Source organism: Pseudomonas sivasensis (assembly GCF_013778505.1).
GTDB lineage: Bacteria > Pseudomonadota > Gammaproteobacteria > Pseudomonadales > Pseudomonadaceae > Aquipseudomonas > Aquipseudomonas sivasensis.
This window is the reverse complement of sequence record NZ_JAAOWU010000009.1, coordinates 150,913-177,740: the sequence shown is the minus strand read 5'-3', so window position 1 is coordinate 177,740 and position 26,828 is coordinate 150,913. Positions and strand designations below refer to the sequence as shown.

Sequence of the window (26,828 nt, the reverse complement as noted above, 5' to 3'; positions counted from 1 at the left end):
ACTCAAGGACATACACCATGGAAGACTTCAGCTTTAATGCGCTGACGGCCCTGCTCTGGGCAAACAAGCTAATCACCGGCCTGGTGATTTCCACGCTGCTGGCGGCGATCCTGATTCAAGCGTATTGGGAAAAAGTGGGTTATTTCGTCATGCGTGTTTGGCACGGCGTGCCCGTGATCGGCAAGGTGGCGCGCCTGTCCAAGCAGAGCCTGATGCTCGACGCTTATGGCTGGCCGAAATCCGAGAGCGAGCTGTGCGACGCGTACTACTCGCGCTATGAAAAAATCGGCGCGGAAGACGTCGACTTCTTTAATAAAAGCGAATCCTACCTGCGCACCATCGGCGAGCGTGGCCGCCGGGAGCGACCGTTCTGGGTGTTTGCCCTGATTTTTATGCTGATCATGTTCGAGGCCGTGGGTTTCGCCTACGTACTGGTGCCATTCATCAACCAGAACCTGTCGGCCAATGACCAAAGCTGGATGGGCTGGTTGTTCGCCTTCCTGCTGGCGGTCGCCTCGGCGATCCTGGCCGAAGTCACCGGCCGTGCCGCGCACAAGAACGCGCTGATCAGCAAGGCTCGCCACTGGTGGGAAAACGACAGCGACAGCGACCGCCCGAATCAGCTCAAGGAGTTGCCGGGCATCGGGATCAAAGACACCGAAAGCGATAAAGACGGCAAGGACTACAACCGCATCCTGGCGCGCATTAACACCAACCACACCGTGACACCAAGCCGTGGCTGGATGATCACCACCGGTATCTGGATCGCGATTATCGCTATTGCGGCGTTCGGTATCCGCACCATGCAGCTCAAAAGCATCGAGACCGAAATGGTCGGCAGCCCGCATGCCTTTGCCCAGCAGAATTACGACTCGGCCAGCCCGTTCGAACTGCCGGCCGATTCGGCGGCGATCAACGATCAGGCAGACAAGCAAACCCTGACCGACAAGATGGACGCGATCCGCAAAGCCTCGCTGATCACCTTCATCGTGCTGTCGGTGATCTACATCGCGATTCAGATCACCAGTATCTGGCTGGCGTCGATCTTCGGTTTTGCCGGGGTTGAGTCCAAGACTGCCTGGGAGCACACCCACAAGTTCTCCAGCGGCGAAGCCCTGGAAAACTGGATGCAGAGCCAGCGCGTGGAAATTGCCTCCCATGCCGATCACAAATTGAGCAAATTGCAGCTTAAGCTCGCCGGGCGCACCACCACCAACGCCCAGCAGCAGGCGGCGTTGACCACTGCACACAATCGCAGTTTCGAGACCTTCGTGGCGCGCAAACAGGCGTTGCCAGGGAATCCGCAACCGGCGGCCAAACCCGTCAATGTTCCGGTTGCTCCTGCCGCTCCTGCCGCACCGGCGGTAGCGGAAGTCGCAGCACCAGCACCAGCACCAGCACCAGCACCAGCACCAGCACCAGCCCCGGTGCAGGCGCCAGTGGCGGTGGCTGCCTCGGAAGGTCTCGACGCCCTGCGCGGCAAAGACCTGACGGCCTACACCGAAGAGCAATTGGCAACGATCAGCCGTGCCAAAGGCCACGCCCTGGAAGATGTGCTGGCGCTGCGTGCCGAACAGCAGTTGGTTAAAGACTTTGACGCAACAGGTGCCTGAATGATGATCCCGCGCTTTTTCTGTGCCCTGTTGCTGGCGCCCTTGATGGCGGTGGCCGGTGAGCGCAACGACATTCCGGATTGCTATCCGTACGCCAAGGTCGCTGAGTTTCGGCCCGTGTCTGCGGGGCGCGAGTTGACGGTGATCATTGATCAAACGATCCCGATGCCTGAGGTCATTCAGAAGGCCACTTGGGCCCAGGTGCAGCGCTTTGTTCAGCCGGGCGATAAGGTCCGACTGTACAGCTTCTCGGCGTTTCTGCCGGGGCAGTTCATGCAATTGCGCTTTGCCGGTGAACTCAACCAGGGCATCGACGAGAAAGTCCGTGAGCGCGTGGGCATGCAATCGCTGCGCACCTTTGATACGTGCCTGGCCGAGCAGCGCAGCTTTTTCAACAAGACCTTTGGCAAGGTGTTTGTGACCACGCTGCGTGAAGCGTCCGAAGAGATTGCGCGCAGTGAGATCTTCCAGTCGTTGCGTGATATCGGCAAAGACCTGGGCCAGCAACCGGCTCAGGAACGTGTGGTGTTGTTGATTTCCGACATGCTGGAAAACAGCGACTTCGGCAGCTTCTACGCCAACAATCGGATTCGTGACCTGCAACCCGACGCCGAGCTGAAGCGGGTGGCCGACAAAGGCCTGTTCGCCGATCTCCAGGGCGCGCGCGTCTATGTGGCCGGTGCGGCGTTGGTGACTAAGGACGTCAAGCAGGCTTATCGCTCCGGCAAGACCATCCAAGCGTTGGAAGGCTTCTGGAAAGGCTATTTCGCCGGCTCTAACGCGCAGTTGGTAGCGTTTGGCGCGCCAAGCCTGAATGTCGACCTGAAGTGAACCATCCCTGCTGAAACCCGTCAGTTCCTTACAGACCCTTCTGAAGGAACTCGGTGTTTTGCTGAATCTCAAGACTGCATTACTGCTCGGTGCGCTGCTGTTTTGCGGCAGTGGCGCACTGCACGCCGCGGCGGTTGCGCCCGAACCCGAGACGCCGGCCAAGCCAGAGTTGCTGGTGGAAGGCGGACTGCTCGGTGCCATCAGTTCCAGCATCGACGACGTGCAGGACAAGCTCGATCTCAATCAGAGCCTGATCGACGCCTGGCGCCTGCGTGCGGACAGGGCGGCGGATGAAGTAGGGCGGTTGGTCGACCAAACGTCAGAACGTTCGCCGTGGAGTGTGGCCGGGAATTTTCTGCTGCTGTCAGGTGTGTGGGTCGGCGCATTTACCGTGCTGACGTTGTTGGGGCGTTTTATTGTGCAGCGCTTGGGCCGACGGTCATTCGTCGCACAGCGCAAACGCCTGCATGCGGTGCTCGGGTATGTGGTGCCCTACACGATCCCGGCGCTGATTTGCCTGCCGCTGACCCTTTATGTCAGTCACTTCCTGCCCACTTCGGTGGGGCGCGCGTTGGCACTGTGTTTTGCCTATGCCACCAGCAGCGGGATCTTTTCCACCTCGATGCTGTTGTGCGTGATTGTCATGTTCAATTTCGGCCACAAGCGGCCGGCGGTGCAGATTATTCGCGATTACTGCCCCAAGCCGCTGTTCCTGATTGGCTTCCTCGCCGCCCTCAGCGATGCCTTGACCAGCCCGCAAATCGCCCGCCAGCTTGGCGGCAATATCACCAGCAGTATTGCGGTATTTACCGGCCTGTTCGCGGCGGTGATTTTCGGCGTGCTGGTGGTGCGCTTGCGTCGGCCGGTCGCCCATCTGATCCGCAATCGGCCACTGGCCCAGCGCCTTAAACATCCGGCGTTGCAGCAATCTTTGCGGGTGTTTTCCGGCCTTTGGTACTGGCCGATTCTATTGATGGTGCTGGTCTCGGCAATCAACCTCATCGGCGCCGGTGACGATAACCAGAAAGCCCTGCGTTGCGCGCTGTTCACCACGATTCTGCTGATTGGCACCGTGTTCTTGAGCACCGTGTTGCAACACCTGTTCAAGTCCCGCAGCCAGGTAGCGATCCAGCGCAGCAGCGCCTATAAAGATCGCTTCTTGAGCCTGTTGCACGCGATCCTGCGCATTGTCATGGCGATCGCCTTTATCGAAATCCTTGGGCGGATCTGGGGCGTGTCCCTGTTCGAGTTTGCCCAGCGCAACTCGGTAGGGCGGGCAATCAGCGACTCTTTGAGCAGCATCGGCCTGATCCTGCTGATGACATGGTTGTTCTGGGTGGTGCTCGACACGGCGATCCAGGAAGCGCTGAAACCGCCGGTAAACAAACGCTCCAGTCGCCAGCCGAGCACGCGGGTGAAAACCATACTGCCGCTGTTGCGTAATGCGGTGAAGATCATCCTGGTGGTCATCTGCGCGATCACCACCATGGCCAACCTTGGCATCAATGTCGCGCCGCTGCTGGCGGGTGCTGGTGTGGTCGGCCTGGCCATTGGTTTTGGTTCTCAGCAACTGGTGCAGGATGTGATCACCGGGCTGTTCATCATCATTGAAGACACGCTGTCCATCGGCGACTGGGTGGTGCTCGACTCCGGCCACGCCGGCACCGTCGAGGGCCTGACTATCCGCACCCTGCGTCTGCGTGACGGCAAGGGCTTTGTGCATTCGGTGCCGTTCGGGCAGATCAAGGCGGTCACCAACCAGTCGCGGCAATTTGCCTATGCGTTCTTCTCGGTGCAGTTCACCTACGACACCGATGTGGACAAGGCCGTGGAGTTGATTCGTGAAGCCGGTCAGTCGATCCGCGACGATGTCTTCCTCAAGTACAACCTGCAAGGGCCGCTGGAAGTGTTTGGTGTCGACAAGATGGACCTCAATGGTGTGGTGCTCACAGCGCAGTTCCGCACGGTATCGGGTGGGCAATATGCTGTAAGTCGCGCGTTTAACCAGCGTCTGAAAAAGCTTGTGGATAACTGCCCCGAGGTGCACTTCGCGCAAACTTATCCACAGCAGGTCATGGTTCCCCAGCGTGCGGCGTTGGAGCATGAGCCCGCAGAGCCAGGCGTCAAGACACTTAATCCGTGACGGTTGCGCTACAAACCCGCAAAATGCAACGATTCTGGCAAATGCCAGCGGCAAGGCCCACGGGCCTGCCGACCATAGCCAACGTTCCAAACAGACCGGGCCTGCTCAATCTATGCGAATGCGCCTTATGTTATTGGGCGGCGGGAATGCCCTCGGGCAGGCGCTGATTCGCCTCGGTGCAGAGGAAGACATCGGTTTCCTCGCACCCAAACCGCCCCAAGACGGCTGGGATGCCGCGAGCCTTACCCAATTGCTCGACGACACCCGTCCCGATGCCTTGATCAATCTCGCCTACTACTTCGACTGGTTCCAGGCCGAAGCCGTCAGCGAAACCCGTTTGGCTTCGCAGGAGTTCGCTATCGAGCGCCTGGCCGAACTGTGCCAACACCACAACATCACCTTGCTGCAACCGTCCAGCTACCGCGTATTCGATGGCTCTCGTGCCACCGCCTATAGCGAAAAGGACGAGCCGGTGCCCCTGGGCCTGCGTGGCCAGGCGTTGTGGCGTATCGAACAGAGTGTGCGCGCCACGTGCCCGCAGCATGTGTTGCTGCGCTTTGGCTGGCTGCTGGATGACAGTGTGGATGGCACCCTCGGGCGCTTCCTGGCCCGGGCCGAGAAACCGGATGAATTGCTGATGGCGGATGACCGCCGTGGCAACCCGACGCCGGTGGATGATGCGGCGCGGGTGATCATTTCGGTGCTCAAGCAACTCGATTGCGCGGCGCCGCTGTGGGGCACTTACCATTACGCCGGCCAGGAGGCGACTACGCCGCTGGCGCTGGGTCAGGCGATCCTAACCGAAGCGCGCACTTTCCATCCGTTGGCCATCGAATCGCCCACCGCCCAAGCCCACGCGGCCCGGCCGGATGCGACGGACGAGCCGCAGCACGCGGTGTTGGCCTGCAAGAAAATCCTGCATACCTTTGGCATCAAGCCACGGGCCTGGCGGGCGGGGCTTCCGGCGCTATTGGATCGGTTTTACCGCCACAGCTGAACCCAACGCACAACAAAATGTGGGAGGGGGCTTGCTCCCGATAGCGGTGTATCAGTCACTGGTTTGTTGACTGATCCACCGTCATCGGGAGCAAGCCCCCTCCCACAGTTGTTTATGCAGTTTTGCTTAGAACTTGTAGCCGATACCCACCATGTAAACCATTGGGTCCACGTCCACATTGACCTTGGCACGGGTGCCCGGCGCCACGGCGTTGTTTTCCACGGTAGCCTTGGTGCTGATGTCGATGTAACGCGCCTGGGCGTTGATCATCCACTTGTCGTTGATCATGTAGTCCGCGCCGATCTGCGCAGCCCAACCCCATGAGTTCTCGGCTTTGAAGTTGCTGAAGCCTGCGCCCTGGGCACGGCTGCCGACGTGTTCGTCGTAGATCCAGGTGTAGTTGATACCGGCGCCTACGTACGGTTGGAACGGGGATTTGTTGTCCAGCGGGTAGTACACGACGCTCAGGGTTGGCGGCAGGTGTTTCAGCGTACCCAGCTTGCCGTTGGCGCCGCCGAGGGCGGTGCCCTTGATCTTCACGTCATGCTCGAACGGCGTGGCGGCCAGCAGTTCGATACCCACGTGGTTGGTCAGCATGTAGGCGAAGTTGAGGCCCAGTTGGGTGTCGCTGCTCATGGTCGCCTTGCCGCCCAGGTTGGTACCGGCCAGCGGGCCCTGGTCAACCTTGACGGTGCTGCTGTCGGCCTTCGGGTTCACGGTGATAGCACCGGCGCGAACCAGAATGTCGCCCGCTTCGTGAGCATGGGCAATGGGGGCGACGAGGGCGAGCGCGAAGAGGGACGCGCCGAGCAGAGACTTGTTCATGGGAGCTCCAAAGGACGTTTAAAAGTTGTACGTCCAATGGTAAAGATCGTTCCGTTCGGTCTGTTGATTCAGCTCAATGAAAGGACGATCAGCGTTATTCCTGCAGTTCGTACATGTAAATCTTCTCGGCATCCATCTGGTAACCGGCGTCCGCCAGTTCGCTGGTAGACGGCTTGACCTGCATCGCGCCTTCGATCCAATACGGCTGGTACAGCTCATCGAGCTTCACGCCGACTTCACTTTTCACATGCACGATCTGGTTCGACGGCGGCGGCGGTACGTGGATGCACGCGCCGAAATACGGCACCAGCAGGAACTCGGTGGTACGGCCTTCTTCGCTGACTTCCAGCGGCACGATATAACCCGGCAGGCGGATGTGCTGGCCATTGAGGCTCTGCACCACCGGCGCGTTGGGCAGGTCCTGCTTGGCCGCCGGCGCGGCTTCGACGGACAAGGCGTCGGCCATGTTCGACAGGTCGTGCAGCGGTTTCATATTGGGGACTTCTGGCGGCGCGTCCGGTGGGATCATCTCCTGCCAGGACAAATCCTTGGGCTGCTCATCGGCCCAGGCGGGTACCGCCACCAGCAACAACAGTGCAAACAGGGCACGACGCATCGAGTCCTTCCTCATAAACGTATGGACAGGCCATCGGCCAAGGATTGTCGGTAGGCGCGCCAGGCCGGCACGCTGCCCATCAACAGCGCAGCAGCCAGGATACCGGCGAGCAAGGTCCATTCATATTCGCTCGGCCAGGACATCGGCAGGTCCAGCCCGTAATTGGCTTGCAAATACCCACGCGACGCGGCAATGCACACATACAGCAAGCCCACGCCTGCGATCACGCCGGACAGGGCCAGGGCGAACGCTTCGAAGATCAGCAACGTTGCGATATGCCAAGGCCGTGCCCCCACCGAACGCAGGATCGCCATTTCGCGGCGGCGTTCGTTGAGGCTGGTAAGGATGGCGGTGAGCATGCCGATCAAGCCGGTCAGCACCACAAACAGCGAGATCACGAACAGCGCTTTTTCGGCGGTGCCCATCATGCTCCACAGCTCTTGCAGCGCCACGCCGGGCAGGATCGCCAGCATCGGCTCGCCACGGAATTCATTGATCTCGCGCTGCAGGGCGAAGGTGGAAATCTTGTTGTTCAGGCCGAGCATGAAGGCGGTAATGGCCTGCGGGGTCAGGTCCATATTGCGAGCCTGATCGGCGCTGATGCGGCCTTTGCCCTGGGCCGGCACACCGTTGTGCCAGTCAATATGGATAGCTTCCATGCCGCCCAGGCTGATGTGCAACGTGCGATCCACCGGCGTGCCGGTGCGCTTGAGGATACCGACCACGGTGAACGGCTTGTCATCGTGCTTGACCAGGCTGACCACCGCCACGCCGTGGGCCAGTACCAGCTTGTCGCCGAGCTTGTAGTGCAGGGCATCAGCGACCTCGGCACCGAGCACCACTTCGAACGGGTCGGTGGCAAAGGCACGGCCGCTGGCCAGTTCGAGGTTTTGCTTGCGGCCGTACTGGTAATGCTCGAAGTACGACTCGTTGGTACCCATCACCCGGTAGCCGCGATGGGAGTCGCCGAGGGAAATCGGGATCGCCCATTTCACCTGGGGGCTGGCGGCGAAGTGCTCGTAGCTGTCCCAGCGGATGTTGTTGGTGGCGTTGCCGATGCGAAATACCGAATACAGCAGCAGGTTGACCGAACCGGAGCGGGCGCCGACGATCAGGTCGGTGCCGCTGATGGTACTGGCGAAACTGTTGCGCGCCTCAACGCGAACCCGTTCCACTGCGAGCAACAAGCAGACTGAAAGCGCGATGGCAAACGCGGTGAGGATCGCGGTAAAGCGACGGTTAGCCAGGCTGGCCATGGCTAGACGAAACAAATACATCTCAAACCTCTGCGGGCGTGGCGGCGCGATTGAGTTCGGCCAGCGACAGGTTGCGGTCGAACAGCGGCGCCAGGCTCTGATCATGGCTGACAAACAACAGACTGGCGCCGGCGTCGCGGCATTCAGCGAACAGCAACTGAAGGAAAGCTTCGCGGGCGTCGTAGTCCAGGGCTGAGGTGGGTTCGTCGGCGATCACCAATTCCGGTTGGCCGATCAGCGCGCGTGCGGCAGCCACCCGTTGTTGCTGGCCGATGGACAGCGAATCGGCGCGGCGCTCCAGCAGGTCTTTATCCTTCAAGCCCAAATGCGCGAGCAATGTAGCTGCGGCCTGGTCGACACTGCCGTGGCGCTGCTTTGCCCGCTGCGCACGCAGTTTGGAAAAGTGGCAAGGCAACTCAACGTTTTCGCGCACCGACAGGAACGGCAGCAGGTTGAACTGCTGGAAGACGTAGCCCGTATGGTCGACGCGGAAACGATCACGGGCGCCGGCCGAGAGTTCGGTCAGCTCCTGGCCGAGCAAGCGAATGCTACCTCGGCTGGGTTTCTGCACGCCGCCCAACAGACCAAGCAGCGTAGTTTTTCCGCTGCCGCTCGGGCCCTTGAGAAACAGGGTTTCACCCGCTTCCAGGCGGAAGGCGGGGATGTCCAGCAACTGTGGGTGACCGGGCCAGTTGAAGCCCAGGTCAGACAGTTCGATCAGTGCTTGGGTCATGTGAACTCAGAACTTCAGGGTGGCTGCTGTGGCGGTGGCATCAACACCTTGCTGGCCGCTCGGGCCGATCAGTTGTACCTGAATTTTCTGAGTGGCGGGGAAGGTCTTGAATACCTGGGTCAGGTCCAGATTGCTCAACGCAGTCGGCGTGGCGCAGGTGAATTGGTAGTGGGCGTGGATTTCGCTGTGGTCGTGATGATGTTCGTGGGCGCCGTCTTTGGCGTCGTGATCGTGGTCATCGTCGTGGTCGGCTTCCGGCTTGTCACCGAACAGCGGGCTGTTGAGCTCCTGGGAGCTGATCACGCAACCGGCGACCTTGGGCAGGTTGAACAGGGTCGATGGGTTTTCCAGCTGTTTGCGTGCAGCGGCGACTTTGGCCTTATCGGCAGCCGTGGTGGCGACGTGCTCGAAACCCACCAGATTCATTGCCGGGCTGTCCAGCTCAAGCTCCAGGGTCTGGCCGTCGAGTACGGCGTTGAGACGCCCGACGCCGTGCTCGTGCGCGCCGAGGCTGCCGTGTTCGTGGTCGTGATCATGGTCCTCAGCCGCATGGGCAATGGCCAGTGGCAGCAGGGCAAACGGCAAAGCGAGCAGCAGACGGCGCATGAGAGGGCTCCAGAACATGAAAGTTATGTTATGTGATCTTATAACAATAAGGCCGAGAGTTTGACCGTCTGCTTGGCGTTGCGCAAGCCGCATGGGAGCATGCCCGTCAGAAAAACTGCAGGAGTCAGGACGATGTTGCGAATTCGTGGAACCATCGGCGACCTGCCGGTGGACTTAACCCTGGAACTGGACGACGGCGATTGGGCAAAGTTGGGCGCGCAATTGCAGGCGACGCCGGCAGCCAGCGCCGCCGCGCCGGTAGCGCCGGTCAAACACAATGATGACCTGTGGCAGAACGCCCAGGACTTGTTGCGCAACGCCGGACAACTCAGCGGCCTGGAGTTGCTTGATCGATTGGAAGGTTTGGCGGGGGATGCTGCGGCGGGCAAGCGACTGTTGGTGCGCCTGCGCCACAGCGCTAAGGTCAAGGTGAGCAGCGGCGGGGATACGCCGCTGTACAGTTGGATCGGTGATTAGTACAGCGCGGCAAACAACTTGCGGCGGTACACGGTGACCAGCGGGTGGTCATTGCCCAGCAGTTCGAACACTTGCAACAGGGTCTTGTGCGGCAGGCCTTCGCTGTAGCCGCGGTTGCGGATAAACAACTTGAGGAGGCCTTCCAGCGCGGCGTCGTACTGCTGACGCGCCAGTTGCTGGATGCTCAACTGATACGCAGCTTCATCGTCCTGCGGGTTTTGCGCCAGACGGCTTTTCAAGTCGGCGGCGTCCGGCAGGTCGGCGGCTTGGCGCAGGAAAGTGATTTGCGCCTTGGCCCCGGCGAGCGCGGCTTTGTGGTCGTCGCTTTTCACTGCGTCGAGCACGGTTTGGGCTTCACCCAGCTCACCGCGTTCGGCCAGGCAGCGTGCGTACAGAATCAGCGCGGCGGCGTTGGTGTTGTCCTCGCCCAGCAGCGCGACGAGTACGGCTTCGGCGTCGCTGATGCGCCCTTCGGCAAACAACGTTTGTGCCTGTACCAATGGATCCGCCGCCTTCGGCGCGGGCATCTGCACATGCGGCGCCAACAGCGCTCGCACAGCCGACTCCGGCTGGGCTCCGGCGAACCCGTCTACCGGCTGGCCATCCTTGAACAGCACCACCGTCGGCAGGCTTTGAATACCAAAGCGCGCAACGATGTCTTGCTCGGCTTCGCAATCGACCTTCGCCAACAGCAACTCGCCCTGATAACTCTCGGCAATCTGCGCCAACATCGGCATCAAGGCCTTGCAGGGCGCGCACCACTCGGCCCAGAAATCCACCAATACGGGTTTTTCGAAGGAGTTCTGAATCACGGCCTGGTCGAAGTTGGCGGCGGTGACGTCGAAGATGTACGGCGTGGGCTCACTCATGGGGCGTCTCGAATAAAGCGGGAATGGGGCAACTATAAGGGCTGGCGCCGCGAATGGTACAGGCTCACCTTGCGAAACTCCCAAGGCTCGGCCAAGTCCGGCAACGTCAGCGCATCGAGGATTTCCAGGCGCTGATAAGCCGGGTGTTGGAAGTCGCGCACCCGTGAGTCCGCCACCAGTGCTTCGCGGCCGCGGCTGAGGAAATGATCCAGCAGTGGCAGGTTGGCGCGATCGTAAAGCACATCGGCTACCAGGATCAGGTCGAAGCGATCGGCTTCGGCGAAGAAGTCCGGCGAATAGGTTAATTCCACGTTATTGAGCTCGGCATTGGCGCGGCAAGATGCCAACGCCAGCGGATCCAGGTCGCAGGCAACTACTTCCACCGCACCTGCCTTAACCGCCGCAATCGCGGCCACGCCGGAACCGGCGCCGAAGTCCAGCACGCGCTTACCCGCGACCCACTCGGGGTTCGCCGTCAAATACCGCGCCAATGCCAGGCCGCTGGCCCAGCAAAAACTCCAGTAGGGCGGCTCATGCAGAATGCGCCGGGTTTCTTCGGGACTGAAGGCGCGGTCCATGTTGTCCGCATCCAACAGCCACAACGAGAGTTCGGTGCCCGGCAGCGGGCAGGGCACCAGTTGAGCGTCGCCGATCAGCTCGCTCAGGGCGCGCTGCAAGTCCAACGGTGGCGTCATGGTGCCTTGACGAGTTCCAGGGGGCCGGTGGTCTGGGTGATTGCCTGGGTGATGCGTACGGCGGGCAGGTGCAGGATCAACTGACCGGACTGGCTGGCGCGGCCACGCAGCTCAACCCGTGCACCGGCCGGGAAAGCCTCTGGGTTAAAACGCAGGCGGAAGGCCACGGGCTTGCCGTTGCCGGTCAGTACGCTGCTGGCGAGCAGTTGTTGCGGGCGCGAACGGTCGTCGATCACCAGCAGGGCCATCTCGACTTCGGCGCCGGCGGGGACGTTGGTCAGGCTGCCGTTGATTTCACGTTGGTAGGCGGGTAGGGGGCCCAGGTCTTCAATGCCAGGGACTTTTTTCTCCTGCGCAGGCACCGGTTGGGGCGCAGACGGCTTGGGGGCTTCGCTGCTGCAGGCGACCAGGACACTGAACAGGGTGAGCAAAACAAGTGGTCGTAACTGCATGTACGGCTCCAGAAAGGACAAAATCCGTGGCTTGAAATGTAAGAAACATAATAGCCCGCCTGTATACCGTAAAGGCTATGGCTTGTCTTGCCACAGGGATGCGCTACCATGGCCCTCCCTTTTTTTGTTGCCTGCCACCATGCACTGTCCCTTCTGCGGTGCCAACGACACCAAGGTCATTGACTCGCGTCTGGTCGCCGAGGGCGATCAAGTACGTCGCCGGCGCGAATGCCTGGCCTCTGGCTGCGGTGAACGTTTCACCACCTTCGAAACCGCCGAACTGGTATTGCCACGTCTGATCAAGTCCGACGGCAGCCGCCAGCCTTTCGACGAAGAAAAACTGCGCGCCGGTATGCAGCGCGCGCTGGAAAAACGCCCAGTGAGTGTCGAGCGACTGGAAGCGGCGCTGGTGCATATCAAGCACAAGCTGCGAGCGACTGGCGAGCGCGAGGTCAAGAGCCTGGTGGTGGGAGAGTTGGTGATGGGCGAGCTGCAAAAGCTCGACGAAGTCGCCTATATCCGTTTCGCTTCGGTGTATCGACGCTTCCAGGACCTCAATGAGTTCCGCGAAGAGATCGACCGCCTAGCCCGTGAGCCGGTCAAACCATGATTCCTCCTTCTGCTGAACAAACTGTCCTCGACGCCCATTACATGGCCCGCGCCCTTGAACTGGCGCGCAACGGCCTGTACACCACCCACCCTAATCCGCGTGTTGGCTGCGTGATTGTGCGCGATGGGCAGATTGTCGGCGAAGGCTGGCATGTGCGCACGGGCGAGCCCCATGCGGAAGTGCATGCCTTGCGGGCTGCCGGCGATAAGGCCCGAGGCGCCACGGCATACGTCACCCTCGAACCGTGCAGCCACTATGGTCACACCCCGCCGTGCGCCGATGCGCTGGTGAGCGCCGGGCTGGCGCGGGTGGTCGCGGCGATGCAGGACCCTAACCCGGAAGTTGCCGGGCGCGGTATGCAGCGCTTGGCCCAGGCCGGGATCGAGGTGCGCAGTGGCGTACTGGAAGGTGAGGCGCGGGCGCTCAACAAAGGCTTTCTCAAACGCATGGAACACGGGTTGCCGTTCGTGCGGATCAAAATGGCGATGAGTCTGGACGGTCGTACCGCGATGGCCAGCGGCGAAAGCCAATGGATCACCGGTCCCGCCGCCCGCGCCGCCGTGCAGCGCCTGCGCGCCGAGGCCAGCGTGGTGCTGACTGGCGCCGACACGGTGTTGGCCGACGGTGCGCGGCTTACCGTCCGCGCGGCCGAGCTGGGACTGGATGAAGAAACCACCGCCCTGGCCATGTCGCGCCCGCCGTTGCGTGTGTTGATCGACGGCCGCCTGCGGGTGCCGCTCAACGCACCCTTCTTTAAGGCGGGCCCGGCATTGGTCATCACCTGTGTCACCCCGGAAAACCAGTTCCCCCGAGGCCCCGAGTGTCTGGTGGTGCCAGGCGTAGAAGGCCAGGTCGACCTGCGCTCGGCGCTGGTGGCGCTGGCCGCCCGTGGCGTCAACGAAGTCTTGGTGGAAGCTGGCCCAAGCCTGGCAGGGGCGTTTGCCCAGCAAGGTCTGGTGGACGAATACGTGATTTTCGTCGCCGGCAAGTTCCTCGGCTCCGCTGCCCGGCCTTTGCTGGACTGGCCGCTTGAGAAACTGGCCGACGCCCCCCAACTCAAGATCACTGAAATGCGCGCTGTAGGCGACGACTGGCGAGTCACTGCCATCCCTGTGCCAGCAGCGAGCGTATAATTCTGACCGGGCGCTCAAGTGCCCGCCCCGTTTTCCAGGAGAAGGCCATGTTCACCGGCATTATCGAATCCATCGGCAGCATTCGCGCCATGACCCCCAAGGGCGGCGACGTGCGCCTGCTGGTTGAAACCGGCAAGCTCGACCTCGGCGACGTCAAGCTGGGCGACAGCATCGCCGTCAGCGGCGTGTGCCTGACTGTCATCGAACTGCCGGGCAATGGCTTTGCCGCCGACGTCAGCCGGGAAACCCTGGACTGCACCGCGATGAATGACCTCAAGGCTGGCAGCCCGGTCAACCTCGAAAAAGCCCTGACGCCCACCACCCGTCTCGGTGGTCACCTGGTCAGCGGCCACGTCGACGGTGTCGGCGAAGTCGTTGCCCGCAGCGAAAATGCCCGTGCCGTGGAATTCCGCATCCGCGCGCCCAAAGAGCTGGCCAAATACATTGCCCACAAAGGTTCGATCACTGTCGACGGCACCAGCCTGACCGTGAACGCCGTGAATGGCGCCGAATTTGAACTGACCATCATTCCCCACACCCTGAGCGAAACCATCATGGCGTCGTACCAGCCTGGTCGCCGGGTGAACCTGGAAGTCGACTTGCTTGCCCGTTACCTGGAGCGCCTGCTGATGGGCGATAAGGCCGCAGAGCCTGCAACTGGGAACATCACTGAGAGTTTTTTGGCCGCTAACGGCTACCTGAAATCCTGACCAAGGGGGTGCCGCGTGGCGCTCAATAACATCGAAGAACTGGTTGAAGACATCCGCCAAGGCAAGATGGTCATCCTGATGGATGACGAAGACCGCGAAAACGAAGGCGACATCATCATGGCCGCCGAGGCCTGCAAGCCTGAGCACATCAACTTCATGGCCAAGCACGCTCGCGGGCTGATCTGCATGCCCATGAGCCGCGAGCGCTGCGAGCTGCTCAAGCTGCCGTTGATGGCGCCGCGTAACGGCTCGGGTTTTGGTACCAAGTTCACCGTGTCGATTGAAGCGACCACAGGCGTGACCACCGGCATTTCCGCCGCTGACCGCGCCCGCACCGTTCAAGCCGCTGCCGCCAAAGACGCCAAGGCCGAAGACATCGTCAGCCCAGGCCACATCTTCCCGCTGATGGCCCAACCGGGTGGCACCCTGGCCCGTGCCGGCCACACAGAAGCAGCCTGTGACCTGGCGCGCATGGCCGGTTTCGAGCCGAGCGGTGTGATCTGCGAAGTGATGAACGACGACGGCACCATGGCTCGTCGCGCCGAACTCGAAGCATTTGCCGCCGAGCACAACATCAAGATAGGCACCATTGCCGACTTGATTCACTACCGGATGATCCACGAACGTACCGTTCAGCGGATTGCCGAGCAGCCACTGGACAGCGAATTGGGCCAATTCAATTTGGTGACCTACCGCGATTCAGTGGAGGGCGATGTGCACATGGCCCTGACCCTGGGCACCATCAGCGCAGACGAACCGACCCTGGTGCGTGTGCACAACATGGACCCGCTGCGCGACCTGTTGATGGTCAAGCAACCGGGCCGTTGGAGCCTGCGCGCCGCGATGGCTGCGGTGTCCGAGGCGGGCAGCGGTGTGGTGCTGCTGCTGGGTAACCCGGTGGACGGCGATGTATTGCTTGCCCATATCCGCGAAACCGCCGAGCAGACCCAGGTTAAAACACCGACCACCTACAGCATCGTCGGTGCCGGTTCGCAGATCCTGCGTGACCTCGGTGTGCGCAAAATGCGCCTCATGAGCGCACCGATGAAATTTAATGCGATATCCGGATTCGATCTGGAAGTTGTAGAATACGTGCCCTCCGAATAAAGGCTGGCGTCTTTTGCCCCTTGTTCGCGGTTAAATCATCACTGAGGGACGCACTTTTCGCGTCCCGGCTCTTTAAGAGATTTGTCGAATGACCCTGAAGACCATCGAAGGTACCTTCATCGCCCCCAAAGGCCGCTATGCCCTGGTGGTTGGCCGCTTCAACAGCTTCGTGGTTGAAAGCCTGGTAAGCGGTGCCGTGGATGCCCTGGTTCGCCACGGTGTGAGCGAAAGCGATATCACGATTATCCGTGCCCCTGGCGCCTTCGAAATTCCACTGGTTGCGCAAAAAGTTGCTCAGCAGGGTGAATACGCAGCAATCATCGCCCTGGGCGCTGTGATTCGTGGCGGTACCCCGCACTTCGAATACGTGGCCGGCGAATGCACCAAGGGCCTGGCCCAGGTGTCCATGGAGTTCGGCGTGCCAGTCGCTTTCGGCGTACTGACCGTTGATTCCATCGAGCAAGCCATCGAGCGTTCCGGCACCAAGGCTGGCAACAAAGGCGCTGAAGCTGCTCTGTCCGCCCTGGAAATGGTCAGCCTGCTGTCGCAGTTGGAGGCCAAGTGATTTCCGACGAGAGCGATCGTTTCAACCCGCGCGACGAGCGTCCAGCGGACGCCGGCAAACCTTCGAAGAGCGAAAAGCGCCGTGCTGCCCGTCAGCTCGCCACCCAGGCGTTGTACCAGCGCCATATGGCCGGTACTTCGCTGAACGAAATCGAAGCGCAATTTCGCGTCGACAATGACTTCACCTTTGCCGACCAGAGCTATTTCCACGACATCCTGCACGGCGTTCCGGCCAACCTGACCGAGATCGACGCTGCACTGACGCCGTGCCTGGACCTGACCCTTGAAGAGCTGGACCCGGTTGAACTGGCAGTACTGCGCCTGTCCACCTGGGAGCTGCTCAAGCGCGTCGACGTGCCGTACCGCGTGGTGATCAACGAAGGTATCGAACTGGCGAAAGTCTACGGTTCGACCGACGGTCACAAGTTTGTCAACGGCGTGCTCGACAAGCTGGCTCCGCGCCTGCGTGAAGCCGAAGTGAAGGAACACAAGCGCTAAGTTGCGCTTGAGTTCTCGATGGGCGAGTTTGAGCTGATCCACAAGTACTTTGCCGCCGCGCCCTGTGCGCAGGGCGGCGAGGGCATTGCCTTGGGGATCGGCGACGACTGCGCCCTGCTGGCGCTCCCTGCCGGGGAGCAACTGGCAATCTCCACCGATACCTTAGTGGCCGGCGTGCACTTTGCCGACCCTTGCGATCCGTTCCTGCTCGGCCAGCGTTCGCTGGCGGTGGCGGTGAGCGATCTGGCTGCCATGGGCGCCAACCCCCTCGCGTTTACCCTTGCACTCACTACGCCCACCGTCGATGCCGACTGGTTGCAACGCTATGCCCAGGGTTTGAACGCCATGGCGCTAAGCTGCGGCGTGGGCTTGGTGGGCGGCGACACCACGCGGGGGCCGCTCAGTTTGACCCTGACGGTGTTCGGCCGTGTGCCAGCGGGCCAGGCGTTGACGCGCAGCGGTGCGCAGCCGGGGGACCTGCTGTGCGTGGGCGGTGAGTTGGGCAATGCCGCTGGCGCCTTGCCACTCGTGCTGGGCCAGCGCAACGCCGATGCGGCCATCGCTGATCCTCTGCTGGCCCATTACTGGTCACCGCAGCCGCAGTTGGCTTTAGGGCTGGCGCTGCGGGGCAAGGCGACGGCTGCGATGGATATCTCCGACGGGCTGTTGGCCGATTGCGGGCATATCGCCAAGGCGTCGGCCGTCAGCCTGTTGATCGAGCGTCAGAAGCTTCCGCTGTCCAGCGCCTTGCTGGCGTTTGTCGGTGATGACCAGGCGCGGGTGGCTGCATTGAGCGGTGGCGACGACTACGTGCTGGCCTTCACCTTGCCGTCCGTCGAGTTGGCACCGCTGCTGGCCGCGGGTTGGCCGGTGCACGTTATTGGCCGTGTCCAGGCGGGGCAGGGTGTGACGCTCCTCGACGCCAACGGGCAGGACATCACTCCGGCCATCCGGGGTTATCAGCACTTTCGCGAGACGCCCTGAGTCGGCGTGCTGCGCTACCCTCTACTACGTCATTACGCAAGCAAGGCATTGCAGGAGGTCGTACCCATGGATGTGCGCCACTGGCTGCTGACACTGCTGTGTGTCATTCCGGCGTGGGTCCTGGCGCAGGATGAGTCTGTTGTACCAGGCAAGATCATGCTCGCCAGTGAGGCTTGGGACGACTACACCAATGCGGACGGCAGCGGTCTGGCCTGGGATGTGCTGCGGCAGGTCTTCGAGCCGGTCGGGATCACTCTGCACACCCGCATCGAGCCCTATACCCGCTCGGTGGGCCTGGCCCAGCGCGGTGAGGTAGATGGTTGGGTCGGCTCTTACCGTGACGAGGTCACGGGCGTCCTTTACCCGCACTGGAAGTTGGACTCCGACGCTATCTACGCCCTTGGGCTGGCAACCTCCCCGACTCCGAGCGTCGCAACGCTGGGTGAATACCGCCTGGCCTGGGTACGCGGCTATCGGTACGAGGCGTACTTGCCCAATGTGCGACGTTTCAACCAGATCCAGCGGCGCGATGGGATTTTACCGATGCTCCAGCATGGTCGGGCCGATTTCTACATCGATGCCCTCAGCGAAACGCAATACGTCCTCAAACAGGCGCGAGACCCTTCCACGTTCAGGCTTACCCACATCATCGACCTGCCGCTATACGTTGGCTTTGCCGATACCGAGCGCGGCCGTTCGTTACGCACCGTGTACGATCAGCGCATGGCCGTGCTGGTCAAAAGCGGCGTGCTGAAGCCGATCTTCCAGCGCTGGAACCTGCCGTATCCCTTCTAACTGCATAGAACCGAGATGAAGGCCAATCGAACCGATTGATCTTTATCAGCGATCATTCAGCTTAAGCGTGTGCAGGAACCTGCTGTTACAATGCCCGCCTCTGTAAAATCTGAAATCAGGAGCACACGGTGCCCGTCGTTTTCGTCGCCGCTTCCAAGCTGCCTACCCCTTTTGCCACGTTCACCATGAACGGCTTTCTCGAAGAAGCCACCGGGCGTGAGCACGTTGTGCTCAGCCTCGGCGATATCGCGGATGGCGCGCCAGTACTGGGTCGTGTGCATTCCGAGTGCCTGACCGGCGATGCGTTGTTCAGCCAGCGCTGTGACTGCGGCTCGCAACTGGAGGCGGCCATGCGCGCCATCGCCCGTGAAGGCCGTGGCGTGCTGCTGTATCTGCGCCAGGAAGGCCGCGGTATTGGCCTGCTGAACAAAATCCGCGCCTACGAGCTGCAAGACGGCGGCGCTGATACCGTTGAGGCCAACGAGCGCCTGGGCTTCGCTGCAGACCAGCGTGACTACGCGATCTGCCTGCCAATGCTTGAGCACCTGGGCGTGAAATCCCTGCGTCTGATGACCAACAACCCGCGCAAGGTCAAAGCCTTGACCGAGATGGGCATCACCGTGGCCGAGCGTGTGCCGCTGCATACCGGGCAAAACCCCCACAACAAGCTCTATCTGGCGACCAAAGCCAGCAAGCTCGACCATATGATGGGCAACGAGCATCAGGGCGAGGTCGACCGCGCGTGACCCGTGGCCAGGTAAAGCGGCGACTGTCCTTCAACTGGTGGCAGTACCTGGCCTTGGCGCTGCTTCCGTTGTTCGTGCTCAACCTGGTGTTTGGCCAGGTAGCGCTGCTACCCGTGCTGGCGATGCCGTTCTTCATCGCTGGCGTGGCCTCGATGTTCCTAAGCCTGCGTTACTTCCACGGCTATAAACACGCGCTGATCGCCACTTCAAAAGCTCTCGATACTCCCGAAGAACCGGCTGCCTGGATCACCCTCGCGGCCCGCCGGCGCACGGCTTTGCTGGTGGCGGCGATTCCCGCGTGGGTGGGCGCGCTGGCGGTGTTCGTTGGCCTGGAAGCGGTGCCGCTGTTCCTGCTGGCGCTGTCGACGATGGTGCTGTTTTACCTCTACCGCATTCCCCGTCAACTCGGATGATGCGCCGCTGGCTGGCGCTTCTGCTGCTGACACTGAGTGCACAGGCCTTGGCCGCCGAGCGGGTGGTGAGCCTGGCGCCATCCCTGTCTGAAATCGTGGTCGAACTGGGTGCTGCCGATCTGCTGGTAGGCGTGCTTGATGGCGGCGAACGGCCGGCCGAGTTGGTGAAGGTGCCATCGGTGGGGCATTACGGCCAGTTAGACATGGAGCGCCTGCTCAGCCTCAATCCCGACCTGATTCTGCTGTGGCCCGGCAGTGTTGGCCCGGCCCAGCGCGAGCAGCTGCAACGCCTGAATATTCCGGTGTACGTCGCCGAACCTCATAGCCTCGAACAGTTGACCACCCAAGTCCAGGCCATAGCCGAGCAATTAGGCCGTGCCGACGCCGGCCGGCAATTGGCCGCGCAACTGCGCGAGCGCCTGGCCGGGTTGCGCCAGCGTTATCAACGTGTCGAACCGTTGCGGGTGTTCTATCAGGTGTGGAACCAGCCGCTGTACACCGTGGGCGGTGGCCAGATCATCAGCGACGCGCTGAGCGTGTGCGGTGCGCGCAACGTGTTTGACGACCTGAAGCTACCCGCACCGCAGGTCAGCATCGAGTCGGTGTTGCAACGTAATCCCGAAATGATTCTGGTGGGCGATCAGGCTCAGAAGGACGCCTGGAAGGACTGGCCAAGCATGGCGGCGCGGGTACAGTTGGTTCCGGACAAAGGCCTGGAACGGCCCAGCGGGCAGATGCTGGAAGCGCTGGCGCGGCTGTGTCAGGTAATTGCCCCGAGCCGATGAAGCCAGTACCAGGCGACAATCAGATTTCAGGTGTCCAGGTCACACCAAACATCCACGCCCGGCCCTCTTCACGGTAATCCTGATTGTTCAGAAATGCCGGATCGTTGTAGCTATAACGTGCCCGCGAATAGGATTTATCCAGCACGTTATCAACCTTCAGCGACAGCGCTACTTCTCGGCTAACCGCCCAACTGCTGCGCAACCCGAGCAATCCGTAGCCGCCCAGGCGCTGCGTGTTGTCTTCATTGTCGTAGCTATTGCTGATGGCCTGCCAACTGGCGCCCACGCCCACCTGATCGAATTGCCGATCCATATCCAGGCTCAATGTGCGGCGTGCACGACGGGCCAAGGTGTGGCCGCTGTCCCGGTCGCGCGGGTCGATGATCGAAACACCGAGGTTGCCCTGCCAGCCGAACAGTTCCTGTTTCAGCGCCGCTTCAAAGCCATCGATGCGCGCCGATGCCACATTCTGCGGTTTGTCGGTACGGTCGAGGATGATCGCATTGCTCAGGTCGGTGCGGTACACCGAGGCTTCCAGGCGCGTGCTGTCACTCAGTTGGCTGCGCCATTGCAGTTCGTAGCTTTTCGAGGTTTCGGGCTGCAGGTTGGGGTTGCTGTATTGCGTTTGCGGGTAATACAGGTCGTTGAAGCTCGGCGCACGGAATCCTTCGCTGTAACTCAGTAACAGGTCATTGTCGGGATTGACCGGCACGGTGAGCGTACCGCTCCAGCTGTTCTGGCCGCCAAACTGCTGGTTCTCGTCGTGGCGCAAACCCAGCTCTGTGGAGAACCGTTCGCTGCGGAAACGGTGCTGCACAAAGGCGGCGCGGTTCCAGCGGCTGTTTTCGGTGAAAGTGGTGGAGCCGTGGAAGCGGTCTTCGTACCAATCACCGCCCAAGATCAGGCTGTTCTGTTCATCCAGGGTCAGGTCGTTCTGCCAGTTGACGGAGTCGCGGTAGGTGTTGAATGCGCTGAAATAATCACTGAGGGTGTCGCGTTTGGTGTCACGGTTCTCGCTGTGGCCCAGTTCCACGCGCGATTGCCAGCGCTCACTGAACGTGGCGTCGATATAACCGCTGGCGCTGCTCACGGCGTAGTCGGTGTAGGGTTTTTGCCCAACAGTCTGCTTGGTGACGATGTCGTAGCGGCCGAAGCTGTTGTCGTACTCCGACTTGCCACGGTTATCCAGCAGGTTGAAACCCACCTCCAGCGCATCGCTGAACGAATGGCTGAGGTTCAGGCTCACCGATTGGTTGCGATAGGCATCATGGTCGCCGTCGCTGGGGAAGGATTCGTGGGTCGAATTGATCCCGGCAGTTTCATCCAGGCTCGCCCCGAGGTTGAAGCGCGTGTGTTCATCGCCACCCGAGAGACCGAGGCTGCGCTCCCAAGTGTTATTGCTGCCAAAACCCAGTTTCACGCGCGGTTGCAGGCCTTGCTCGGCGTTGCGCCGGGTAAACACTTGGATCACACCGCCGATGGCATCGCTGCCGTAGATCACCGAGCGCGAGCCGCGCAGGACTTCCACGCGCTCAATCTGGTCGATATTCAGGTATTGCAGGCCGCTGTCGCCGGACGTGGTGTTGGCGATGCGCTGGCCGTCCACCAGCACCAGGCTCTGGGCGGATTTAGTGCCGCGCAGGTAGATCCCCGGCAAACTGCCGCGCCCGCCGGTTCGCGCGACTTGCGCGCCGGGCACTCGGCTGAGCAGGTCAGTGAGGCTGGTGGGTTGCAGGCGATCGATGTCATCGCGGGTGAAGACGGAGTTGGCGGCGCTGCTGTCGTTGCGCGCCTGGACCTGACGGTTTGCGCTGATAACCACTTCGGGGAGCTTCAGGGCCTCGTCGCGGGTTTCGGCGAGCAATTCAGGGGAGGGCAGTAGCAGCAGGGTAAGGTACAGGCGATTCATAGACTGTTCACAGCTTTTGAAGGTGACACAAATCAAATGTGGGAGGGCGCTTGCCCCCGATGGCGGCCTGTCAGTCAGCATAGTTGTTGACTGAACTGCCGCTATCGGGGGCAAGCCCCCTCCCACATGTTGATCCGGTTTCTACAGGTCCAGCAGCGCCATTCGTGCGCGCACCGAAGCCTCGATCCCTGCTTCGTCCAAGCCGCACTCCGCCAGCATCTGCGCTGGCTTGGCGTGCTCGACGTACACATCCGGCAAGCCCAGGTGCAGCACCGACTTGAGGATATTCTCCCGTGCCAGGAACTCACTGACTGCCGCGCCGGCGCCGCCCATGATGGCGTTCTCTTCAACGGTCACCAGCAACTCATGGCTACCGGCGATCTCGCGTACCAAGGCTTCATCCAGCGGTTTGACGAAGCGCATATCGACCACGGTCGCGTCGATCTTTTCGGCGACTTTCAGTGCTTCGGCCAATTGCACGCCGAACACCAGGAACGCGACCTGGCTGCCCTGGCGACGCACGATGCCTTTGCCGATCTCGATCGGCTCCAGATCTTTTTCGATCACTGCATTCGGGCCATTACCACGCGGGTAACGCACGGCGGCCGGGCCGTTATACAGGTGGCCAGTGCTGAGCATCTTGCGCAGTTCGTTCTCGTCGCTCGGCGTCATTACCAGCATGCCGGGGATGCAACGCAGGTACGACAGGTCGAAGCTGCCGGCGTGAGTTGGGCCGTCTTCGCCTACAAGACCCGCGCGGTCGATGGCGAACAGCACGTCAAGGTTCTGCACCGCCACATCGTGAATGAGCTGGTCATAACCGCGTTGCAGGAACGTGGAGTAAATCGCTACTACTGGCTTGGCGCCTTCACAGGCCATACCGGCGGCGAAAGTCACCGCGTGCTGCTCGGCAATCGCCACGTCGAAATAGCGCAGCGGGAAACGCTCGCTGAACGCGACCAGGTCGGAGCCTTCCTTCATCGCCGGGGTAATGCCCACCAGGCGCGAGTCGGCAGCGGCCATGTCGCACAGCCATTCGCCAAACACACCGGAATACTTCGGCCCGCTGGCCTTTTTCGGCGCAGCGGCTGGGGCGTCCACAGGTTCCAGCTTGGTGATCGCGTGGTAACCAATCGGGTCGACTTCCGCCGGGGCGAAGCCTTTACCTTTCTTGGTGACGATATGCAGGAACTGCGGGCCTTTGAGGTCGCGCATGTTACGCAGCGTGGCGATCAGAGTGGGCAGGTCGTGGCCGTCAATTGGGCCGATGTAGTTCCAGCCCAGCTCTTCGAACAGGGTGCCGGGGACAAGCATGCCCTTGGCATATTCTTCGGTGCGTCGGGCAATTTCCCACGCGCCGGGCAGACGCGAGAGCACCTTCTTGCTGCCTTCGCGCATGCTGGCGTAGGTACGGCTGGAGAGGATTTTTGCCAGGTAATTGGACAGGCCACCGACATTGCGAGAGATCGACATGTCGTTGTCATTGAGGATCACCAACATGTTGGCGTTCACTTCAGGCGCATGGTTCAGCGCTTCGAAGGCCATGCCGGCGGTCAACGCGCCATCACCGATCACGGCAATCGCCTTGCGATCACTGTTTTGCAGGCGGGCGGCAATCGCCATGCCCAGCGCTGCACTGATAGAGGTGCTGGAGTGACCGACGCCAAAGGTGTCGTACTCGCTCTCGGCGCGGCGCGGGAAGGCGGCAACACCGTCCTTTTGGCGCAGGGTACTCATGCGCTCGCGTCGGCCGGTGAGGATTTTATGCGGATACGCCTGATGGCCCACGTCCCACACCAGCCGGTCGTCCGGGGTATCGAACACGTAATGCAACGCGATGGTCAGCTCGATGACGCCCAGGCCTGCACCAAAATGCCCACCGGTCTGACCGACCGTGTAGAGCAATTCCAGGCGCAGTTCATCGGCCAGGGTTTCCAGCTCGGCTTCACCCAGACGACGCAGGCCGTCCGGCGTGACAGCACGGTCGAGCAGGGGCGTGGACGGGCGCTTGCGGGGAATCTCTTGAAACGTCGTGGGCATCAGGCGAATCGTTATAGGTATAAGAAGAGGCGGCAGTTTACCTCAAGCATCGCAAACTGCCCACGCAGAGCGCCGAACTTGGCCGATATGCGGCTGCAATGGCCGCTGTTATCAGTGGCGGCGTTCGACGATATACCGCGCCAGGTCACGCAGTGGCGCGGCTGCCGCGTCGAAAGGTCGCAGGGCGTCCAGGGCCTGGTCGCGCAGTTCCAGGGCATATGCCTTGGCAGCGTCGAGACCAAGCAGCGCAGGATAAGTCGGTTTGTCCCGTGCGATATCGGCACCTTGGCGCTTGCCCAAGGTGGCCGTGTCACTTTCCACGTCGAGAATGTCGTCCTGCACTTGGAAAGCCAGGCCGATGGCGCGGGAATACGTCTGCAAGGCCGCCAACTGCGCAGCTTCGGCACGGCCACTGGCCAGGGCACCGAGGTGAACGGCAGCCTCGATGAGCGCGCCGGTCTTGTGGCGATGCATATGTTCCAGAGCTTTTTGATCCAGCTTGAGACTGACCGAACCCATGTCGATCGCCTGCCCACCGACCATACCGGCCGGGCCCGCAGCGTGGGCGAGGGCGGTGACCATGCGCAGGCGAGTCTCGGCGTTGACGCTGCTCAAGCCCGGGTCCAGCAATGCGCTGAACGCCAGACTTTGAAGGCCGTCACCGGCCAGAATCGCATAGGCTTCATCAAAGGCTTTGTGAGTGGTTGGCTGGCCGCGACGCAGATCGTCGTCGTCCATTGCCGGCAAATCGTCGTGTACCAGGGAATAAGCGTGGATCAGCTCCACCGCACACGCCGCGCCGTTGGCCTGCTCGGCAGGCGCACCGAGGGCTTCACACGCCGCATACGCCAGCAACGGGCGCACACGCTTGCCGCCATTCATCACGCTATAGCGCATGGCTGCATAGAGACGGTTCATTTCTGGGCTGGGCGCAACAAACAAGGGCTCCAGCGCCGCATTCACCCGGGCTTGGCTACTGGCCTGATACGCGTCGATCATTCCGGCTGTTCCGCATCGAAAGGTTCTTCGGCCAACTCCCCGTCACGCTCCAGCAACACCTGCACCTTCTGCTCCGCCTGCGCCAGCGCGCTCTGGCAGTCGCGAGTCAGGCCGATGCCTTGCTCAAACGCCGTCAGCGAGTCCTCCAGCGACAACTCGCCATTCTCCAGACGCTCGACCAGGGTTTGCAGGTCGGCGAGGGATTGTTCGAAATCGAGTGCAACTTTTTTGCGGGCCATGGCGGCTATTCCGGTAGACGGTAAACCGGCGGGACACTAGCAGACATGGGGGAGTGGGGCAAATGAGTGGTGGGAATTACGAGGTGGTAAATCGCACAGTCGATTGAACACAGGTGGTCCCGCAACACGCGGGATGGGGACGTTGCCGGCAGTTGCAAAACAGTTGCCAAGCCCCGAGCAAGTTGAGCGTGAACTGGCGGGTTACGCTCAGGTGAACACCGAAAGCCTGCTTTTCAAGGCAGGCTTATCGGGAATTTCGGCTGACTTATTTCTGATGGGCTGTCAGCGCCGCATAACCATTCATCAAGTTGCGATAGTTGGGAATACGCTGGGACAACAGATTGCCCAGGCCTTCGATATCGTTGCGCCAGTCGCGATGCAGCTCACACGCCACCGAGAACCAGTTCATCAACTGTGCACCGGCTTGCGTCATCCGGCTCCATGCCGCTTGTTGCACGGTGGTATTGAACGTGCCGGATGCATCGGTCACCACAAACACCTCAAACCCTTCTGCCAACGCCGACAAGGTCGGGAACGCTACGCACACATCCGTTACTACGCCGGCAATGATGATCTGCTTACGGCCGGTAGCCTTGATCGCCTTGACGAAGTCTTCGTTGTCCCACGCATTGATCTGGCCAGGACGAGCGATGTACGGCGCGTCCGGGAACATCTCCTTCAACTCAGGCACCAGAGGGCCGTTGGGGCCTTGCTCAAAGCTGGTGGTGAGGATGGTCGGCAGGTTGAAAAATTTGGCCAGGTCGGCCAGTGCCAGCACGTTGTTCTTGAACTCGTTGGGCGAGAAGTCTTGCACCAAGGAAATCAAGCCGGTCTGGTGGTCGACCAGCAGGACTACGGCGTCGTCTTTGTTCAAGCGGTTGTAGGTCGGAGTGCTCATGGTTGAATCCTTTTTTGTTTAAGTGGGTTTGGCGTTGCGTTCAACATGGGCACAGATTAATGGGTCGTGATTGGAGGATAAATCGGGCGAGGGGAGTCTTACTGTCAACTAAAAAGGGACAAAGGATGGAGGCTGGGCATGGGGTTGGGAGCGAGCGGAGGCAAAGAGGATGGGTGCACGTTGGCTTGATTTGCAGGGGGGGGAGATTATTAGAGGCATTAAAAAGCCGGCTTGTGGCCGGCTTCTCGGGGACTGCCTCAGCTTGTTTTTGACAAACCTCACCAG

The 26,828-nt window shown here is 61.2% G+C and carries 29 protein-coding genes; 16 read left to right on the top strand and 13 right to left on the bottom strand.

Annotation, left to right across the window (positions count from 1 at the left end):
* Positions 1 to 17 precede the first annotated feature (17 nt).
* From G9Q84_RS16985 to G9Q84_RS16970, 4 genes are all read left to right on the top strand, one after another.
* Positions 18 to 1,613 (top strand): hypothetical protein, encoded by a 1,596-nt coding sequence (locus tag G9Q84_RS16985; RefSeq protein ID WP_181643751.1) that lies wholly within the window; start codon positions 18 to 20, stop codon positions 1,611 to 1,613.
* Complete coding sequence (locus G9Q84_RS16980) at positions 1,614 to 2,444, top strand: hypothetical protein (protein WP_122753004.1); 831 nt, start codon at positions 1,614 to 1,616, stop codon at positions 2,442 to 2,444. It begins immediately after the preceding gene.
* A 58-nt stretch (positions 2,445 to 2,502) separates the two neighbouring features.
* A complete protein-coding gene (locus tag G9Q84_RS16975; protein WP_122756015.1) occupies positions 2,503 to 4,587 on the top strand; it encodes a mechanosensitive ion channel family protein in 2,085 nt (694 codons plus the stop codon).
* Between the two features lie 112 nt (positions 4,588 to 4,699).
* On the top strand, positions 4,700 to 5,584 hold the full coding sequence (locus G9Q84_RS16970) for a sugar nucleotide-binding protein (RefSeq protein WP_032884551.1): 885 nt from the start codon (positions 4,700 to 4,702) through the stop codon (positions 5,582 to 5,584).
* 126 nt (positions 5,585 to 5,710) lie between these two features.
* Here the strand turns inward: G9Q84_RS16970 and G9Q84_RS16965 are convergent, their stop codons facing one another.
* The 5 genes from G9Q84_RS16965 to G9Q84_RS16945 form a co-directional block, all read right to left on the bottom strand.
* A complete protein-coding gene (locus tag G9Q84_RS16965; protein WP_095186186.1) occupies positions 5,711 to 6,409 on the bottom strand; it encodes an OmpW/AlkL family protein in 699 nt (232 codons plus the stop codon).
* A gap of 94 nt (positions 6,410 to 6,503) precedes the next feature.
* Entirely contained in the window at positions 6,504 to 7,025 is a 522-nt protein-coding gene (locus G9Q84_RS16960; RefSeq protein WP_032884553.1) for a DUF3299 domain-containing protein, read from the bottom strand.
* Positions 7,026 to 7,036: 11 nt separating this feature from the next.
* On the bottom strand, positions 7,037 to 8,302 hold the full coding sequence (locus G9Q84_RS16955) for an ABC transporter permease (protein WP_027605183.1): 1,266 nt from the start codon (positions 8,300 to 8,302) through the stop codon (positions 7,037 to 7,039).
* A 1-nt stretch (position 8,303) separates the two neighbouring features.
* Entirely contained in the window at positions 8,304 to 9,014 is a 711-nt protein-coding gene (locus tag G9Q84_RS16950; protein ID WP_122681791.1) for an ABC transporter ATP-binding protein, read from the bottom strand.
* Between the two features lie 6 nt (positions 9,015 to 9,020).
* On the bottom strand, positions 9,021 to 9,620 hold the full coding sequence (locus G9Q84_RS16945; RefSeq protein ID WP_122756014.1) for a DUF2796 domain-containing protein: 600 nt from the start codon (positions 9,618 to 9,620) through the stop codon (positions 9,021 to 9,023).
* 132 nt (positions 9,621 to 9,752) lie between these two features.
* Here G9Q84_RS16945 and G9Q84_RS16940 point away from each other — a divergent pair, with 132 nt between their 5' ends.
* On the top strand, positions 9,753 to 10,097 hold the full coding sequence (locus G9Q84_RS16940) for a hypothetical protein (RefSeq protein ID WP_122681789.1): 345 nt from the start codon (positions 9,753 to 9,755) through the stop codon (positions 10,095 to 10,097).
* Here G9Q84_RS16940 and trxA read toward each other — a convergent pair.
* Genes trxA through G9Q84_RS16925 form a run of 3 tightly spaced genes read right to left on the bottom strand, consistent with a single transcriptional unit; the run spans position 10,094 to position 12,113 of the window.
* Positions 10,094 to 10,966 carry a thioredoxin gene (gene trxA / locus G9Q84_RS16935; protein WP_032884557.1) on the bottom strand — a complete coding sequence of 291 codons (873 nt, stop codon included), beginning with the start codon at positions 10,964 to 10,966 and terminating at the stop codon, positions 10,094 to 10,096. The genes G9Q84_RS16940 and trxA overlap by 4 nt on opposite strands.
* Positions 10,967 to 10,998: 32 nt before the next feature.
* A complete protein-coding gene (locus G9Q84_RS16930) occupies positions 10,999 to 11,661 on the bottom strand; it encodes a class I SAM-dependent methyltransferase (RefSeq protein ID WP_181643750.1) in 663 nt (220 codons plus the stop codon).
* Complete coding sequence (locus G9Q84_RS16925; protein WP_032884559.1) at positions 11,658 to 12,113, bottom strand: YbaY family lipoprotein; 456 nt, start codon at positions 12,111 to 12,113, stop codon at positions 11,658 to 11,660. The genes G9Q84_RS16930 and G9Q84_RS16925 overlap by 4 nt, the downstream gene beginning before the upstream one ends.
* Positions 12,114 to 12,252: 139 nt before the next feature.
* Between G9Q84_RS16925 and nrdR the strand changes: the two genes are divergently transcribed.
* The 11 genes from nrdR (at position 12,253) to G9Q84_RS16870 (ending at position 20,458) form a co-directional block, all read left to right on the top strand.
* Entirely contained in the window at positions 12,253 to 12,723 is a 471-nt protein-coding gene (gene nrdR / locus G9Q84_RS16920) for a transcriptional regulator NrdR (RefSeq protein WP_160385008.1), read from the top strand.
* Complete coding sequence (ribD, locus tag G9Q84_RS16915; RefSeq protein ID WP_122681787.1) at positions 12,720 to 13,856, top strand: bifunctional diaminohydroxyphosphoribosylaminopyrimidine deaminase/5-amino-6-(5-phosphoribosylamino)uracil reductase RibD; 1,137 nt, start codon at positions 12,720 to 12,722, stop codon at positions 13,854 to 13,856. Before nrdR ends, ribD begins: the two co-directional genes overlap by 4 nt.
* Positions 13,857 to 13,903: 47 nt before the next feature.
* Complete coding sequence (locus tag G9Q84_RS16910; protein WP_032884562.1) at positions 13,904 to 14,566, top strand: riboflavin synthase; 663 nt, start codon at positions 13,904 to 13,906, stop codon at positions 14,564 to 14,566.
* A 15-nt stretch (positions 14,567 to 14,581) separates the two neighbouring features.
* A complete protein-coding gene (gene ribBA, locus G9Q84_RS16905) occupies positions 14,582 to 15,673 on the top strand; it encodes a bifunctional 3,4-dihydroxy-2-butanone-4-phosphate synthase/GTP cyclohydrolase II (protein ID WP_032884563.1) in 1,092 nt (363 codons plus the stop codon).
* Positions 15,674 to 15,761: 88 nt separating this feature from the next.
* Complete coding sequence (ribH, locus tag G9Q84_RS16900) at positions 15,762 to 16,238, top strand: 6,7-dimethyl-8-ribityllumazine synthase (RefSeq protein WP_003176356.1); 477 nt, start codon at positions 15,762 to 15,764, stop codon at positions 16,236 to 16,238.
* Positions 16,235 to 16,735 (top strand): transcription antitermination factor NusB, encoded by a 501-nt coding sequence (gene nusB, locus G9Q84_RS16895; protein WP_032884564.1) that lies wholly within the window; start codon positions 16,235 to 16,237, stop codon positions 16,733 to 16,735. The genes ribH and nusB overlap by 4 nt, the downstream gene beginning before the upstream one ends.
* Positions 16,736 to 16,753: 18 nt before the next feature.
* Positions 16,754 to 17,719 carry a thiamine-phosphate kinase gene (gene thiL / locus G9Q84_RS16890; protein ID WP_032884565.1) on the top strand — a complete coding sequence of 322 codons (966 nt, stop codon included), beginning with the start codon at positions 16,754 to 16,756 and terminating at the stop codon, positions 17,717 to 17,719.
* Between the two features lie 66 nt (positions 17,720 to 17,785).
* On the top strand, positions 17,786 to 18,514 hold the full coding sequence (locus G9Q84_RS16885) for a substrate-binding periplasmic protein (protein WP_181643749.1): 729 nt from the start codon (positions 17,786 to 17,788) through the stop codon (positions 18,512 to 18,514).
* 128 nt (positions 18,515 to 18,642) lie between these two features.
* Positions 18,643 to 19,260, top strand: coding sequence for a GTP cyclohydrolase II (gene ribA, locus G9Q84_RS16880; protein ID WP_032884567.1), 618 nt, complete (start codon positions 18,643 to 18,645; stop codon positions 19,258 to 19,260).
* Positions 19,257 to 19,673, top strand: coding sequence for a nuclear FMR1 interacting 1 family protein (locus G9Q84_RS16875; protein ID WP_095186193.1), 417 nt, complete (start codon positions 19,257 to 19,259; stop codon positions 19,671 to 19,673). The genes ribA and G9Q84_RS16875 overlap by 4 nt, the downstream gene beginning before the upstream one ends.
* Positions 19,670 to 20,458, top strand: coding sequence for a cobalamin-binding protein (locus G9Q84_RS16870; RefSeq protein ID WP_181643748.1), 789 nt, complete (start codon positions 19,670 to 19,672; stop codon positions 20,456 to 20,458). The genes G9Q84_RS16875 and G9Q84_RS16870 overlap by 4 nt, the downstream gene beginning before the upstream one ends.
* A gap of 19 nt (positions 20,459 to 20,477) precedes the next feature.
* On the opposite strand, the gene G9Q84_RS16865 is transcribed toward G9Q84_RS16870, so the two are convergent.
* The 5 genes from G9Q84_RS16865 to ycaC all read right to left on the bottom strand — a co-directional run bounded on the left by G9Q84_RS16865 (position 20,478) and on the right by ycaC (position 26,543).
* A complete protein-coding gene (locus tag G9Q84_RS16865; RefSeq protein WP_181643747.1) occupies positions 20,478 to 22,367 on the bottom strand; it encodes a TonB-dependent receptor domain-containing protein in 1,890 nt (629 codons plus the stop codon).
* A gap of 141 nt (positions 22,368 to 22,508) precedes the next feature.
* Complete coding sequence (gene dxs, locus G9Q84_RS16860; protein ID WP_095186196.1) at positions 22,509 to 24,407, bottom strand: 1-deoxy-D-xylulose-5-phosphate synthase; 1,899 nt, start codon at positions 24,405 to 24,407, stop codon at positions 22,509 to 22,511.
* Positions 24,408 to 24,518: 111 nt separating this feature from the next.
* Positions 24,519 to 25,406, bottom strand: a complete 888-nt coding sequence (gene ispA / locus G9Q84_RS16855; protein ID WP_032884572.1) for a (2E,6E)-farnesyl diphosphate synthase — start codon at positions 25,404 to 25,406, stop codon at positions 24,519 to 24,521.
* Positions 25,403 to 25,645: an exodeoxyribonuclease VII small subunit gene (locus G9Q84_RS16850; RefSeq protein WP_003176346.1), complete on the bottom strand. Its 243-nt coding sequence runs from the start codon at positions 25,643 to 25,645 to the stop codon at positions 25,403 to 25,405. Before G9Q84_RS16850 ends, ispA begins: the two co-directional genes overlap by 4 nt.
* A 265-nt stretch (positions 25,646 to 25,910) precedes the next feature.
* Positions 25,911 to 26,543 carry an isochorismate family cysteine hydrolase YcaC gene (ycaC, locus tag G9Q84_RS16845; protein ID WP_027605204.1) on the bottom strand — a complete coding sequence of 211 codons (633 nt, stop codon included), beginning with the start codon at positions 26,541 to 26,543 and terminating at the stop codon, positions 25,911 to 25,913.
* Positions 26,544 to 26,828: the final 285 nt, after the last annotated feature.

Bases quoted from the DNA above. Each gene is read 5' to 3' on its own strand.
- G9Q84_RS16985 (WP_181643751.1), top strand. From the start codon at position 18: ATGGAAGACTTCAGCTTTAATGCGCTGACGGCCCTGCTCTGGGCAAAC.
- G9Q84_RS16980 (WP_122753004.1), top strand. From the start codon at position 1,614: ATGATGATCCCGCGCTTTTTCTGTGCCCTGTTGCTGGCGCCCTTGATG.
- G9Q84_RS16970 (WP_032884551.1), top strand. From the start codon at position 4,700: ATGCGAATGCGCCTTATGTTATTGGGCGGCGGGAATGCCCTCGGGCAG.
- G9Q84_RS16965 (WP_095186186.1), bottom strand. From the start codon at position 6,409: ATGAACAAGTCTCTGCTCGGCGCGTCCCTCTTCGCGCTCGCCCTCGTC.
- G9Q84_RS16960 (WP_032884553.1), bottom strand. From the start codon at position 7,025: ATGCGTCGTGCCCTGTTTGCACTGTTGTTGCTGGTGGCGGTACCCGCC.
- G9Q84_RS16955 (WP_027605183.1), bottom strand. From the start codon at position 8,302: ATGTATTTGTTTCGTCTAGCCATGGCCAGCCTGGCTAACCGTCGCTTT.
- G9Q84_RS16950 (WP_122681791.1), bottom strand. From the start codon at position 9,014: ATGACCCAAGCACTGATCGAACTGTCTGACCTGGGCTTCAACTGGCCC.
- G9Q84_RS16945 (WP_122756014.1), bottom strand. From the start codon at position 9,620: ATGCGCCGTCTGCTGCTCGCTTTGCCGTTTGCCCTGCTGCCACTGGCC.
- G9Q84_RS16940 (WP_122681789.1), top strand. From the start codon at position 9,753: ATGTTGCGAATTCGTGGAACCATCGGCGACCTGCCGGTGGACTTAACC.
- trxA (WP_032884557.1), bottom strand. From the start codon at position 10,966: ATGAGTGAGCCCACGCCGTACATCTTCGACGTCACCGCCGCCAACTTC.
- G9Q84_RS16930 (WP_181643750.1), bottom strand. From the start codon at position 11,661: ATGACGCCACCGTTGGACTTGCAGCGCGCCCTGAGCGAGCTGATCGGC.
- G9Q84_RS16925 (WP_032884559.1), bottom strand. From the start codon at position 12,113: ATGCAGTTACGACCACTTGTTTTGCTCACCCTGTTCAGTGTCCTGGTC.
- nrdR (WP_160385008.1), top strand. From the start codon at position 12,253: ATGCACTGTCCCTTCTGCGGTGCCAACGACACCAAGGTCATTGACTCG.
- ribD (WP_122681787.1), top strand. From the start codon at position 12,720: ATGATTCCTCCTTCTGCTGAACAAACTGTCCTCGACGCCCATTACATG.
- G9Q84_RS16910 (WP_032884562.1), top strand. From the start codon at position 13,904: ATGTTCACCGGCATTATCGAATCCATCGGCAGCATTCGCGCCATGACC.
- ribH (WP_003176356.1), top strand. From the start codon at position 15,762: ATGACCCTGAAGACCATCGAAGGTACCTTCATCGCCCCCAAAGGCCGC.
- thiL (WP_032884565.1), top strand. From the start codon at position 16,754: ATGGGCGAGTTTGAGCTGATCCACAAGTACTTTGCCGCCGCGCCCTGT.
- G9Q84_RS16885 (WP_181643749.1), top strand. From the start codon at position 17,786: ATGGATGTGCGCCACTGGCTGCTGACACTGCTGTGTGTCATTCCGGCG.
- G9Q84_RS16870 (WP_181643748.1), top strand. From the start codon at position 19,670: ATGATGCGCCGCTGGCTGGCGCTTCTGCTGCTGACACTGAGTGCACAG.
- G9Q84_RS16865 (WP_181643747.1), bottom strand. From the start codon at position 22,367: ATGAATCGCCTGTACCTTACCCTGCTGCTACTGCCCTCCCCTGAATTG.
- dxs (WP_095186196.1), bottom strand. From the start codon at position 24,407: ATGCCCACGACGTTTCAAGAGATTCCCCGCAAGCGCCCGTCCACGCCC.
- ispA (WP_032884572.1), bottom strand. From the start codon at position 25,406: ATGATCGACGCGTATCAGGCCAGTAGCCAAGCCCGGGTGAATGCGGCG.
- G9Q84_RS16850 (WP_003176346.1), bottom strand. From the start codon at position 25,645: ATGGCCCGCAAAAAAGTTGCACTCGATTTCGAACAATCCCTCGCCGAC.
- ycaC (WP_027605204.1), bottom strand. From the start codon at position 26,543: ATGAGCACTCCGACCTACAACCGCTTGAACAAAGACGACGCCGTAGTC.